Source organism: Saccharospirillum sp. ABV4_185 (genome assembly GCF_056159245.1).
Genome location: NZ_JBSWUW010000001.1, coordinates 2,763,794 through 2,776,490 on the forward strand (window position 1 = coordinate 2,763,794; position 12,697 = coordinate 2,776,490).

Here is a 12,697-nt window from a genome sequence, read left to right on the forward strand (position 1 = left end):
GGAGACGCTGGAGACCCACATGAACATCATCCGTTTGTTGACTGTGACCTTGGCACTGAGTGTCAGCACTGCCGCCTTGGCAGATTACTACCACGAAGATCGCCACTACAGCGACCGCCAGCATTTCTATGCCGATGGCCGGGTGGTGTATGCCGAACCCATCTATGAAACCTATTACTACCGCGACAGTGGCTCGCGTTATGAAATCTGCCGCACCCGCGATGTCGAGGTCGATCGTTACACCCGCAACAATGGCAACCCGGGTGCGGCCATTATCGGTGGTGCGCTGGGGGCGACCGTGGGTTCTAATGCCGGTCACTCGCCCGAGTCACAGATTTTTGGTGCTATCGCCGGTGGCATTATTGGTGGCGCCATCGGTAATGAGCTGGGCGGCGATAAAGAAACGGTGGTGCGCTACCGCACCGAACGCCAATGCGAAGTTGAATACCGCCATCATCGCCGCGAGTTGATAGGCTATGAAGTTCGCTACCGTTACAATGGTCGAGAATTCACTACCATCATGGATCGTCATCCCGGCCGCTATGTGCAATTGGAGGTCGAGGTGACGCCCAGATAATAACCATGAGGCACACCTACCCATGTTGAGGTTGCTCGGGCTAACCCTGGCCACCGCCTTGTATCTCCTTACGCTGGCCTTGCCGGTCAGCGCTGAAACCCATCCCTGCACTGGTGCCGCTTTGCCGTTAACGACGGAGGGCGCCGTCGTGCAGGCGGCCGAATGCCTGTATGGCGGCCGTGTGGTCAAGGTGGAACGCGCTGGCAGTGGCAGTAATTGGGTTTACAGACTGCGAATTTTGCTGGAAGGCGGCCGGGTCCGTTCTGTCGATTTTGATCCCGCCAGCGGTCAGCCCGTCAATCCGTCGGACCGGCCCTGATCACATCAGGCCAGATCACACCAGGCCAGATCACACCAGGAGAGCACCATGCGCTTATTGATCGTCGAAGATGAAGCTGGTTTGCGCGAACACTTACAGCAAGGCTTTAAAAAGGAAGGCTTTGCTGTGGATTGCAGTGTCGATGGTCGTGATGGTCTTTTTATGGCGCGCGAACACGATTACGACGCCGCCATCATCGACCTGGGTTTGCCGGAACTCGATGGCATCGAACTGATCAAGCAGGCACGTGCCGCCGGTCGCGGCTTCCCCATTTTAATTCTCACCGCGCGCGGCCATTGGCAGGATAAAGTGACTGGCCTCGAAGCCGGCGCCGACGATTATCTGGCCAAACCCTTTGTCTTTGCCGAACTGCTGGCGCGCGTCAAAGCGCTGGTGCGGCGCAGTGTTGGTATGGCGTCGCCGTCGTTGAGTGTTGGCATCTATGAACTGGATACCGCCAGCAAAACTCTCAGCGTTGAAGGTCAGTCGGTTGAGTTGACCAGCTTTGAATACAACACCCTGGAATACCTGATGTTGCATCGCGACAAGGTGGTGTCCAAAGCGGAGCTGACTGACCATCTCTATGAGCAGGATTTTGACCGCGACAGCAACGTGATCGAAGTCTTTATCCGCCGGCTGCGCAAAAAGCTCGACCCCGACGGCGAGCGCAATCCCATCCTGACCCAAAGAGGTCTCGGTTATCGCTTTAACGCTGATGCCAGCTAAGCGTAACCGTCCCACCTTTTCGCTGCGCCGGCGCCTGCTGGTGTCAGCAACGGTCGTCTTACTGGTGTTCCTTGGCATTACCGGCCTGGCGCTGGACCGGGCTGTGGAGCGCAGTCTGGTGACCGGTCAATCGGAACGCCTGTTTCTGCGCGTGCTCAATCTGCTGGCCGAATCGGAATTGAACGGCAATGAGTTTTGGTTGCCGACATACCTCGCCGAAGAACGCTACAACTCACCGGAATCCGGTCTGGTGGCGTTGGTGTTGAACGAACAGCGACAGGTTGTCTGGGAGAGCTTATCCAGCCAATGGTTCGAACAACTCGACTGGGTTCGGTCCCAGGCCAATGTGTCGCCCGGTCAGGAAGAGTTCGGTGATCACGGCGGCTACGTTTACGAGCGTTACGCCGTGCTCTGGGAGGGTGTCGATGGTGACACTCCGCGCTTTGAATTCTGGGTGTTGGAAGACGCCGCTCCGTTACAGCAGACCTTGCAGTCGTTTCGTAATCAGCTCTGGGGTGGCCTGGGTGCGGTGACGCTGGCACTGCTGGTAACGCTTTGGCTGGTAGCGCGTTGGGGTCTGGCGCCACTGCGTCAGGTGGCCTTGCATCTGCAGCGCATCCGCAGCGGTGAAGCGCGCCGACTGGACGGTCGCTACCCCAGCGAATTAACCCCATTGACCGATAACCTGAACCGTCTGCTGGAAGCCGAGCAGGGCCAGCGCGATCGTTATCGTCAGGCCATGGCCGATTTGGCGCACAGTCTGAAAACGCCGCTGGCGGTGATGCGCACCCTGGATCCGGGCGATGTCGAAGAGCTCAACGAACAGATAGTGCGCATGGACCAGATCGTGCGTTATCAGTTGCAGCGTGCCGTCACCGAAGCCCGTTCCGGGCCGGTATTGGGGCAGCGTGTGGATCTGGGTGAAGCGCTGAGCCGGATGGGGCGAGCGCTGGAGAAAGCCTTTGCCAACGATGACAAGGTACTCGACCTGCCCGATATCGAATCCTGGCCGGTGGCCATGGATGCCAACGATCTTCTCGAAGTCTTGGGTAACCTGCTGGAAAACGGCTTCAAATACAGTCGTTCGGTGATCACCGTGTCGGTCAGTCGAGCAACGGCTGTTCCCGACTGCTGGTGTGTGGATATCGACGACGATGGCCCCGGCATTTCACCCCAGGCGCGTGAACAGGTGTTAGACCGTCATCAGCGCCTGGATACTTTGCAGCCGGGGCAGGGCATTGGCCTGGCCATGGTGCGCGATATTCTCGCCAGCTATGGACTGAGCCTGAGCATCGACACCAGTCCTTTCGGCGGCGCCCGCTTTCGCCTCTACCTGCCCATGGCCGCCTAGCGGATCTGGGTCCAGTAAAAAACCACCGAGAAGAGTATCAACACCAGCAGCAACCACAGATTGCGGTTCTTGCCATCCTGGCGTCGGCGCGAGCGATAACGGTTCAACAGAAACGCCGAGACCGACAGGCTGATGCAACCGATCAGCGCTACCGGCATCCACGGCAACACACTTTGCATCCACTCGGTGCGCATCTCCAACTGGTGATAACGCACCACGCCGGTGTTCATTTCCGGCTTGGCAATCCACCACAAACACTGAAAGCCGAGCAGGGCAATCCAGGCGGAAACATTGCAGATGTGCAGCAAGCGCATCCAGATATCGGGCTTACGACGTTGACGACGATCAACAGGCGGTTCCTGGTTCATAACTGCAAACGGTGTCCGTTTTCGTGCAGCCAGCGGCGTTCGCTCTTCCAGCTGGGATGGCTGCGATTGACTTCAGCCCAGAACGCCGGGCCATGATGCGGGTGGAGCAAATGAGCGGTTTCGTGCGCCACCAGATAATCAACAACGCGCTCCGGTGCCAGCATAATCAGCCAGTTGTACTGAATGCGACCTTCGGCGGTGCAATGCCCCCACTTGGTTCGGGTGCGGCGCAGACGGATGTCGAGCAGTCGCTCCGACCAGCCCCGGGTGGCGAGCAGTTGCTCGGTTTTCTGCGTCAGTATCTGCCGCGCCTGTGCCTTATAAAAGTCGGCCAGCAGGTTGTGCACGCTGTCTTTATCGAGATCGGCGACATCCAGCTGCAGGCTGTCACCGAGCCGCTGCCATTGCGCTTTACGACCGGGGCGCAGCAGCAGTTGTAATTGTTGATCCATCAGCGGGCAGAACGCTGCCTGTGAAAAATCCGGCCGTTCGTCACTGCGTTGGCGCTGATGTTCGCGAACCTTGTTGATCCACTCGGCCCGGCTGTCGACAAAGGCCAGCACTTCCGCCGAGCGGGTACGGTTGGGCAGGCGCAGTTCGACCTGACCATCACGCACATGCAGCGCCAGCGTTTTGCGCTTGGAGCGACGAATGGGAATCTGCTCACCACGCCAATTGAGCACTTCGGTCATCGCGACGGGTTTTCCATCAGCGGGGTAATCAGCGATTCCAGGCCTTCACTGCGGATCAGCAGCGCCAACGCCATCATCTGGCCCAGGCGACCGGCTGGCCAGCCTTTGCTCTGAAACCACAGCAAATACTCTTCGGGCAGGCGAATCAGCGGACGTCCGCTATATTTGCCAAAGGGCATGGTGGTTCGTGCCAGTTCGATCAGATCTTGTTGTTGGAAGGACATGCCGTGTGAGTGCCTCTTTGGAAAACCCTGTGACCTTGCCGGAATTTGTCCGCAGGCAGGCCGAGCAAGGTCTGGCGCGGTTTCTGGAGCGTCGGCGTCGGGATGTCGAACTGACCGGTCAATTGTATAAAACAGCGCTGGTGATTCAGCAAACCACGCCGCATCCGTTAACGCGTGAAACGGTGACGCTGCCCGTAGCGCTGTTGAACTGGCGTGAAGACCGCTGGCGGCTGTACTTTCGCGGCACCCGTGGACGCTGGCTCAGAGTGCCCGACAGTCCGGAGCTGAGTCGGCCCGAGCCATTACTCGATGCGGTTGAAGACGATCAGCTTGGCATCTTCTGGCGCCAATAATCCTCCAGTCGCTTAATCGCCTCTTCCAGTGTTGCCGCATCGGTACCGAAGTTCAGTCGCACTGCCCGATCATTGCCAAAGTCACGGCCATCGCTGGGCATGACGCCCGCCGCAACAAAATGCCGCATGGCTTCTCCCGGTGCAAAATCGGATTCAATCCACGCCAGAAAGGTCGCCGGTTGCGGCCGGTAACGCAGGCCGGGCAGGGCGTTGATCGTTTGCGCCAGACGGTCGCGGTTGTCGCGCAATTGCAGCCGCAGTGCATCCAACCAGGGTTTGCCTCCGGTGAAAGCCGCTTCGGCCGCAAAATAGCCTGGGAAAGAAGGATGCGGTAGTAGGTCCTGACCGCTTTTCTGGTAACGACTGCGCAGTTGCGCACTGGGCACGATGGCAAATGAACAGCCAAGACCGGCGACGTTAAAGGTCTTGCTGGCGGCCATCAGCGTCAGACTGTTATCGCGCAAAGCATCCACTGAGCCGGCCGGGCAATGCTGGCCGCCGTCCAGACGCAGATCGCAATGAATTTCATCGGAACAGAGCACCACCTGTTGGGCCTGGCACAGTTGCGCCAGCCGCTCCAGATCATTGCGCTCAAGCACGGTGCCGTGCGGATTCATGGGGTTGCACAGAATCATCAGATGGCAGTCCGGATGCGCCAGTTCCGTGGTCAGCTGTTGCCAGTCCCAGATCCAGCGCTCGCCATCGAAGTGCACCGATAAGGGGACGGGCGTGCAGTCGCGATGCTTGGCCGCCGCCCGTAACGGCGGATAATTCGGTTCCTGCACAATAACGCGGCCACCTTGGGCGAAAGCCTGAATTGCCAGGTTGAAACTGGGCACCACACCCGGCATCCATAAAATCCAATCCGGCTCAATAGCCCAGTCGTATTCCTGGGCGCACCAGTTGACCACGGCCTGATTCAATTCCGGCCAGGGATGAGTGTAACCGTGCACCGGGTTACTGAAGCGTTGCTCCAGCGCTTGTTGCACCGTCGGCGCGGTGGCCAGGTCCATATCGGCGACCCACATGGGCAGCACCGGTTGGTCGCGGTAGCGTTCGACTTTAATGGCGTGGGTATTGCGACGATCGACAGCGTTAAACATGGCAGGATCTATTGAGGTTTGGCGGCATGCTGCCCCAAGGCGGCAAAACTGGCAAGTTCTGGCGGCGCTTCTGCTACAATGCGCGCCGTTTTTATCAGGCTCGGTAAGGTGAGGTAACAGGCAGATGAGCAGTGATCGTTTTGGCGGCACCCAGCGCTTATACGGACGCGACCAGACGAGCTATTTGCAGCAACGTCATGTGGTTGTGGTCGGCCTTGGCGGTGTCGGCAGTTGGGCGGCCGAGGCTTTGGCGCGCACCGCTGTGGGTCGCATTACGCTGATCGACCTGGACGATGTCTGTGTCTCCAACACCAACCGCCAATCGCATGCGCTGGAAGGCAACATCGGCCGCATGAAAGTCGAGGTTATGGCCGAGCGTTTACGGGCTATTAATCCGGCGATTGAGGTGGAGGCGATCAGCGATTTTCTGACGCCGGACAATCTGACCCGTTACCTGGACCCGGCACCGGATGCGGTGCTCGATGCCATCGACAGCGTGCGCGTCAAGGCGGCGCTGATTAACTTCTGCAAGCGTCGCCGCATTACCCTGGTCACCACCGGTGGTGCCGGCGGGCAGATCGACCCGTTGCAGATCAAGGTCGATGATCTCAGTCGCACCATTCAGGACCCTTTAGCCGCACGCACCCGTCAATTGCTGCGCCGCGAATACGGCTTCAGCCGCAACGCCAAACGCAAGTTCGGTATCGAGTGCGTCTATTCCACCGAACAGTTGCGCTACCCTCAGGCTGATGGCGATGTCTGCGCGGCAAAGCCGAGCGACGGCGACAGCGTGCGTCTCGATTGCGCCACCGGGTTTGGCGCATCGATGATGGTAACGGCAAGCTTCGGGATGGTTGCTGCCAGCCGGATCGTAGATCGTTTATTACGCAAGCAAGCGCAACACAGTGATGCCGTGAACACGGCTGAACAAAAGGTGAATCTCAGCACGACGCCCGGCTGACGTTCTGCCCCGGTCGGGATACACTGCGCTGCGATGTTTGCCTTTTTAAGGCGGCTGTTTTGCTAGCCGCTAAGACGCTTCTAAGACCTGAGGTCCATCCATGCTGACTCTGTTGCTGAAAGTTCTGCGTGCTTTGAATTCCGAGGCCGGCCCCTGGCAGATTTCCTTTGCCGCCGGCCTGGCGCTGATCATCGGTTTGACGCCGGTGCTGTCAATGCACAACGCCCTGATCCTGTTGTTTGCCTTTGTCTTTCGCGTCAATCTCGCCACCTTTTTTGCGCTCTGGGCCATCTTCTCCGGCTTCGCTTATTTGCTCGATCCGCTGTTCGATCAGTTGGGTTACGCCTGGCTGATGGCACCCGGCTGGAGCGATTTCTGGACGGGTCTCTATCAGAACGACTTTTGGCAACTGACCCGTTTCAATCACACTGTAACGCTGGGCAGTCTGGTGATCTCGGTGCTGCTTTTTGTGCCGGTCGTGTTGTTGTTCCGTTACAGCGTGGTGGGCTATCGCGCCAAGCTAATGCCGTCGCTGGAGCGCCTAAAAATTGTCCAGGCGCTGAAGGCCAGCAAACTCTATGACCTCTATCAGAAACTGCCATAAGGAATCGCACTGATGAAAGTATTTCGCTGGAGCGGTTTGATCGGTTTTGTGGTGGTGCTGGCGCTGTTGCTGGTGATTGGATTTTTCTTTATTGATAACTGGATCAAAGCCGGTATAGAAGCCGGCGGTACACGCATCAATGGCGCCGAAGTGAACGTTGGTGATGTTGATCTGACCTTCAGTCCGATTGGTTTCAAACTCGAAAACCTGCGGATCACCGATGTCGATGAACCGACCAAGAACCTGTTCGAACTCGATGAGGCGCGGTTGCAGTTGCGTCTGGCGCCGTTGTTTTTCGGGCGCATCAATATTGAAGCGATGATTGTTGATGGCATGCGTTCCGGCACCGAACGTCGCCGCCCGGGACGGGTGTTGCGGCAAGCCGAAGCGGCTAACACCAGCAACAGCACCAATAACACCGATACAACCGCAGCCGCAGCGCCGGCAACGGCTGACGCCGGCGGTGCTTCACCGGCATCGAGTCGTACGAATGCCGGCGGCGAAACCGCCAGCGTTGCCAATGCGTCCTCGGATTCTTCTTTACCAGATCCGACACAGGTGGCGTTGTCGAATCTTGAGCAGACCCGCACGGCGGTCAGCCGTGCCCAGACCCAAATGCAAACCGCCAACGACACGGTTTCCTCAGCATTGGATGCCTTACCCGACGACGCCAGCCTGGACGATTACGATCGTCGTCTGGATGCATTGGGCGAGCGGCGTCTCGACAGTATCGAGGCCGTACGCCGTACCCGGGACGATTTGAATGCCCTGGCCGAACAGGCCGCCCGCGATCAACTCAGTGTTGCCAATGCGCGTCAGGCGGCGCGCGATGCGGTACAGACCGCCGAAAATGCGCTTGCCGATGTCAGCGCAGCGCCGGCACGAGACTGGACCTCACTGAGAGAGAAATACCCGCTGAACGCAGCGACTGCGACGCGCTTTGGTCGCATGCTGCTCGGCGATGAGATTTTCGATCAGGTAGAGCAAATCCAGGACTGGTATGAACAGGCTTCACCCTGGCTGGCACGGCTGGCTCCGGAACCTAACGAAGATGGCCCACAACGTCTCGACGGCCGTTATGTGCGCTTCCCGCATCCCAATCCGGCGCCCGACTTTTTGTTGCGCGAAGCGCTGATCGGCTTTGAAGCCGACGGCCAACCCTGGCGCATCCAATTGCTGGATGTAACCGGCCAGCAAAGCATGACCGACCGGCCGGTGCGCATCGAAATCGTTAAAGGCGATCTGGACGATCCGCGCATGCGCATTGCCGGCGTGCTCGACCGCCGTGGCGACAGCGTGCACGACCGCTTCGAATTATTCGGTCGTGATCTGGGTTTGGGCGCGCGCCGTGTCGCGGTAGCCGATGCGCAACTGGACTGGGTGCCGGGCCGTACCGATCTGTCGGGTACGGTCGATGTGATCGATGGCGAACTGGACGGCAATTTGGCACTGCAATTCAGTGGCAGCGACTTTGAGGCCGGTGACGACAGCCGTACCACAGCGTTATTGAACCAGGCCCTGAGCAGCGTCAGTTCTTTCGATATGGGCATCGATATCGACGGCACTGTGCGTCGGCCGCAGCTGTCGTTAACATCCGATCTCGATAATCAATTGAACCAGGCGCTGAGCCGTGTCGTACGCGAAGAATACGACCGCTGGTTGGCACAAAGCCGTGCCAGCATCGACGCCGAAGTGGCGCAGTTGCGGGCGCCGCTGGACGAGCGTTTGGCCGAGGTGCGCGCCGAGCGCGATAGAGTCCAGGCGCAGGCTGACGAGTTCCAGGCTGAAGTGACCGATCGCATCGAATCCGAGCGTGATCGTTTGCAGCAGAGGCTGCGGCGTTTGGAATCGCAAGCCGAAGACGCCATTAAAGATCAAATCAAAAAACTCGACCTGCCGTTTTAACCTCGGCGGGTCCTTTAAGGCGGCCCAGGCCGCCAGTGAGAAGACACCTGTTATGCAGATAGACCTGGTACTGGAAGTTGAAGACAGCGACGCCTTGATCGCCATCGACTTTCTGGTCGACAACATTGAGCTGTCCAAATCCAAGCTCAAGGACATGATGAACAAGGGCGCCGTCTGGCATGTCGATGGCAAGAAGGGCAACCGCCGTCGGCTGCGCCGGGCGATGACCGACATCGTGCCTGGCGATCGTTTTGAAGTCTTTTACGACGAAGAATTGTTGGCGATCAAACCACCATTGCCACGATTGATCGCTGATGAATCGCATTATTCCGTTTGGGACAAACCGCCGGGCGTGCTCAGCCAGGGCACCGACTGGGGCGATCATGCTGCCTTGCCGCGTCTGGTTGAGTTGTATTTCACGCCGCGCCGGGAAGTGTTTTTGATTCATCGTCTCGACCGCGAAGCGTCCGGTCTGATGATTCTCGCGCACAGCCGCAAAGCCGCCGCGCAGCTGTCGGAGTTGTTCGCCTCCGGCAGCGCTGTGACCAAGCGTTATCGCGTGGAAGTATTGGGCGATATAAAAGACGAAGGGGTGATCAACAGCGAAATAGAGGGAAAGTCAGCCCTGACTCGATTTAAGAAACTGAAATACGAAGCAGAACCGAACCGATCGACTTTGGATGTGTGGATTGAGACTGGCCGAAAACATCAGATTCGACGCCACTTGGACGGCATCGGCCATCCCGTTATTGGTGATCCCCGCTATGGAGAGGGTAATAATAGCAATGAAGGAATGAAGCTTAAGGCAGTCGAAATGTCCTTTGATTGTCCCGTCACCGCGAAACACCAGCGGTTTTCCTTGTTGTAAGCATTGCCCGAGTGCGCCCGGAACCAGGGCGCGTCTTTAATAAGGCAGACTTCAGGTTACAGATTCATAGTTGTGTTTATTACGATTGCTCCGTCATCACTCGTTAGCTTCATCACAGCCTGAGCATCGAGCTGCTGGTAAGATTCGTGATCAATAACACTCAATATATAAGCAACGTTAAAAAGCGGAACGGTGCATGGATAAAAAAACAATCATGGTCCATCCATTAATAAGCGGGAATCCTTATATAAGAATTCTCTACGATTCAATGGGTGAATATGATTTTGAGGGTTTTTATTCCAGCCGGCTTGGGTTCCTCTTTAATGGTGCTCGAGTGCTTCATATCCATTGGATGGACGACTTTATTTCGGGCGGTGTTGTAAAAGGTTTTCTGCGGATGATTCGCCTTTTAGTGGTGGCCTTGGTCATCCGTTTAAGGGGCGGTTTGGTGATATGGACATTGCATAATTCGGTCAGCTATACCCATAACCGTCGTCACAGGGTGTATGCACGCTGGCTGGGGTATTGGTTACAGGTTTTCGTTAATTACATCATTGTGCATTCTGATTACCAAAGGGAGCACATAAAAAAGAGATTTCGTAAGAAAGCAGTCACGGTTCTGCACCATAACTACTTGTCAGATATTGCATTGCATTTAAATCCAGACATTCAGAATAAGGATGACAGCACTGCTTTGTATTTTGGGATGATCTCAGAATACAAAGGCGTAGACAGGTTGGTTGATGCTTATAACAAGTCCCAACGTCGGCGAAAGCTGGAAGTGTGTGGCTTTTGTGAGCCTTCTTATGGTGAATGTCTCATTCAGTCAGATAGCAGTCGCTCCATCAGCTTTGATTTTGATTGGTTTTCAGATGAACAGCTGTATCAAAAAATCATCGGCGCTGGCGTGATTGTATTGCCGCACGTCAGTATCACTAATTCAGGCTCGCTTTATTTGGCGTTGTCGCTGAGAAAAACAGTGATCATCAGGCGCAGTCGGTTAGTGGAGGAGACCCTGCAGAAATGGCCGGGTCTCGCTCAAGCGATCTATACGTTCGATCATGACGATCAGTTGCGGCAGTTATTGGATGCCGTTGACGTGATACAGGATGCCTCCTGTTTCGACGCCTTTATTCAAGATACGTCGATTGAGAAAGTCAGGCAGTCGTACCTTGAGCTGTATGCACAGGGAACCGGTTGATCGTCCGATCGGATATTTGAACGGCGCTTGAGCGGCGGCGAGTGTTTGCTCAGCCCGAGCCATAACGAACCGTGACAGCGGTTGAAATGTCCTCCAAGTGCCCAATACCTCTAGCTGGTTGCGGTTTTTTGCCGTTGTGAGTGCAACGTGCGCATAGTCCACGGTTTGGGCACGCGCTATACTCAAGAACCCAACTGTCATCCACTGACTGAAAAGGAAGCCCGCCTCCATGTTTGAACGCGTCAGCGCCGCCCCGGCCGATCCGATCCTGGGTCTGAACGAATCCTTTGCTGCCGACCCCCGGCCCGACAAGGTTAATCTGGGCGTCGGTGTGTTCATGAATGACGATGGCGTGACGCCGATTCTCGATACCGTTAAGCAAGCCGAAGCGCGCTTGGTGAAAGAAGAAACCACCAAGAGCTATCTGGCCATTTCCGGTGACGGTGAATACGGTCGCCAGGTTCAGGCACTGCTGTTTGGACAGAGCAATCCCATCATCACCGAACAGCGTGCGCGCACCGCTCAAACTCCGGGTGGAACCGGCGCTCTGCGTCTGGCGGCGGACTTTTTGAAAACTCAGTTGGGTGTGAACACCATTCACGTCAGCGATCCGACCTGGGCCAACCATGGCAACATCTTTAAAAGCTCGGGTCTGAATATCGCGACTTATCGTTACTACAACGCCGACGACTACAGCCTGGATTTCGACGGCATGCTGGCCGATCTGGCCAAGGTACCGGCCGGCGATGCAGTAATGCTGCACGGCTGCTGCCACAACCCGACCGGTGTCGATCCCAACGCCGAACAATGGCAGCAACTGGCCGATGTTGCCGCCGAACGTGGCTTTGCCGTGCTGTTCGATTTCGCCTATCAGGGTTTTGCCCAAGGCATGGATGAAGACGCCGCCGGTTTGCGCGCCTTTGCCAAGAAAGTCCCGGAATTACTGGTAGCGTCGTCATTCTCCAAAAACTTTGGTCTCTATAACGAGCGCGTTGGTGCCATGACACTGGTGGCAACGAACAGCGACACCGCCGAATCAGCCTTCAGCCAGGTCAAAACACTGGCCCGAGGCAACTATTCCAACCCGCCGGCACACGGTGCCAAGGTGGTGGCGACCATTCTGACTGACGATAAGTTACGCCGCGCCTGGATTCAGGAAGTGGCGGACATGCGTGAGCATATTCAGCAACTGCGTGACCTGATGGTTGCCAAGCTGAGTGAGCGCGGCGCCAAGCGTGATTTCAGTTTTATCAGTCGTCAGAACGGCATGTTTTCCTTTACCGGTTTAACACCGGAACAGGTCAAAACCCTGAAGGAAGAGCATGGCCTTTATATGGTGGGCAGTGGCCGCATTAACGTCGCTGGCATGTCGCGCTCCAATATCGATGCCGTCTGTGACGCCATCGTCGCGGTGCTTTGACCACCAGGTTTAGCCAGTAAATGCC

At 56.8% G+C, this 12,697-nt stretch carries 15 protein-coding genes; 11 read left to right on the plus strand and 4 right to left on the minus strand.

Annotation, left to right across the window (positions count from 1 at the left end; translation table 11 throughout):
- Nucleotides 1-19 precede the first annotated feature (19 nt).
- Genes ACXAE6_RS13110 through ACXAE6_RS13125 form a run of 4 tightly spaced genes read left to right on the plus strand, consistent with a single transcriptional unit; the run spans nucleotide 20 to nucleotide 2,973 of the window.
- A complete protein-coding gene (locus ACXAE6_RS13110) occupies nucleotides 20-577 on the plus strand; it encodes a glycine zipper 2TM domain-containing protein (protein WP_475148899.1) in 558 nt (185 codons plus the stop codon).
- A 22-nt stretch (nucleotides 578-599) separates the two neighbouring features.
- Nucleotides 600-896: a PepSY domain-containing protein gene (locus tag ACXAE6_RS13115; RefSeq protein WP_475148902.1), complete on the plus strand. Its 297-nt coding sequence runs from the start codon at nucleotides 600-602 to the stop codon at nucleotides 894-896.
- A 48-nt stretch (nucleotides 897-944) separates the two neighbouring features.
- The gene (locus tag ACXAE6_RS13120) at nucleotides 945-1,622 is read left to right on the plus strand and encodes a response regulator transcription factor (RefSeq protein ID WP_475148905.1); all 678 of its coding nucleotides are present in this window, start codon (nucleotides 945-947) and stop codon (nucleotides 1,620-1,622) included.
- 40 nt (nucleotides 1,623-1,662) lie between these two features.
- Nucleotides 1,663-2,973, plus strand: coding sequence for an ATP-binding protein (locus ACXAE6_RS13125; RefSeq protein WP_475148909.1), 1,311 nt, complete (start codon nucleotides 1,663-1,665; stop codon nucleotides 2,971-2,973).
- On the opposite strand, the gene ACXAE6_RS13130 is transcribed toward ACXAE6_RS13125, so the two are convergent.
- The 3 genes from ACXAE6_RS13130 to ACXAE6_RS13140 are packed head-to-tail and all read right to left on the minus strand — an operon-like array spanning nucleotide 2,970 to nucleotide 4,257.
- Nucleotides 2,970-3,341: a hypothetical protein gene (locus ACXAE6_RS13130; protein WP_475148913.1), complete on the minus strand. Its 372-nt coding sequence runs from the start codon at nucleotides 3,339-3,341 to the stop codon at nucleotides 2,970-2,972. The two genes, ACXAE6_RS13125 and ACXAE6_RS13130, sit on opposite strands and share 4 nt — an antisense overlap.
- Complete coding sequence (locus ACXAE6_RS13135) at nucleotides 3,338-4,033, minus strand: M48 family metallopeptidase (RefSeq protein ID WP_475148916.1); 696 nt, start codon at nucleotides 4,031-4,033, stop codon at nucleotides 3,338-3,340. The genes ACXAE6_RS13130 and ACXAE6_RS13135 overlap by 4 nt, the downstream gene beginning before the upstream one ends.
- Nucleotides 4,030-4,257, minus strand: a complete 228-nt coding sequence (locus ACXAE6_RS13140) for a DUF3820 family protein (RefSeq protein ID WP_475148920.1) — start codon at nucleotides 4,255-4,257, stop codon at nucleotides 4,030-4,032. The genes ACXAE6_RS13135 and ACXAE6_RS13140 overlap by 4 nt, the downstream gene beginning before the upstream one ends.
- A gap of 5 nt (nucleotides 4,258-4,262) precedes the next feature.
- Between ACXAE6_RS13140 and ACXAE6_RS13145 the strand changes: the two genes are divergently transcribed.
- Entirely contained in the window at nucleotides 4,263-4,610 is a 348-nt protein-coding gene (locus tag ACXAE6_RS13145; protein WP_475148924.1) for a DUF3024 domain-containing protein, read from the plus strand.
- On the opposite strand, the gene ACXAE6_RS13150 is transcribed toward ACXAE6_RS13145, so the two are convergent.
- A complete protein-coding gene (locus ACXAE6_RS13150; RefSeq protein ID WP_475148927.1) occupies nucleotides 4,583-5,713 on the minus strand; it encodes a MalY/PatB family protein in 1,131 nt (376 codons plus the stop codon). The genes ACXAE6_RS13145 and ACXAE6_RS13150 overlap by 28 nt on opposite strands.
- A gap of 124 nt (nucleotides 5,714-5,837) precedes the next feature.
- Here ACXAE6_RS13150 and tcdA point away from each other — a divergent pair, with 124 nt between their 5' ends.
- The 6 genes from tcdA to ACXAE6_RS13180 all read left to right on the plus strand — a co-directional run bounded on the left by tcdA (nucleotide 5,838) and on the right by ACXAE6_RS13180 (nucleotide 12,672).
- Nucleotides 5,838-6,674, plus strand: a complete 837-nt coding sequence (gene tcdA, locus ACXAE6_RS13155) for a tRNA cyclic N6-threonylcarbamoyladenosine(37) synthase TcdA (protein ID WP_475148930.1) — start codon at nucleotides 5,838-5,840, stop codon at nucleotides 6,672-6,674.
- Nucleotides 6,675-6,774: 100 nt separating this feature from the next.
- Complete coding sequence (locus ACXAE6_RS13160) at nucleotides 6,775-7,278, plus strand: TIGR03546 family protein (RefSeq protein ID WP_475148933.1); 504 nt, start codon at nucleotides 6,775-6,777, stop codon at nucleotides 7,276-7,278.
- A gap of 12 nt (nucleotides 7,279-7,290) precedes the next feature.
- Entirely contained in the window at nucleotides 7,291-9,183 is a 1,893-nt protein-coding gene (locus tag ACXAE6_RS13165; protein WP_475148937.1) for a TIGR03545 family protein, read from the plus strand.
- Nucleotides 9,184-9,235: 52 nt separating this feature from the next.
- Nucleotides 9,236-10,051: an RluA family pseudouridine synthase gene (locus ACXAE6_RS13170; protein ID WP_475148940.1), complete on the plus strand. Its 816-nt coding sequence runs from the start codon at nucleotides 9,236-9,238 to the stop codon at nucleotides 10,049-10,051.
- A 196-nt stretch (nucleotides 10,052-10,247) separates the two neighbouring features.
- A complete protein-coding gene (locus tag ACXAE6_RS13175; protein WP_475148942.1) occupies nucleotides 10,248-11,252 on the plus strand; it encodes a glycosyltransferase family protein in 1,005 nt (334 codons plus the stop codon).
- 229 nt (nucleotides 11,253-11,481) lie between these two features.
- The gene (locus ACXAE6_RS13180) at nucleotides 11,482-12,672 is read left to right on the plus strand and encodes an amino acid aminotransferase (protein ID WP_475148945.1); all 1,191 of its coding nucleotides are present in this window, start codon (nucleotides 11,482-11,484) and stop codon (nucleotides 12,670-12,672) included.
- Nucleotides 12,673-12,697 lie beyond the last annotated feature (25 nt).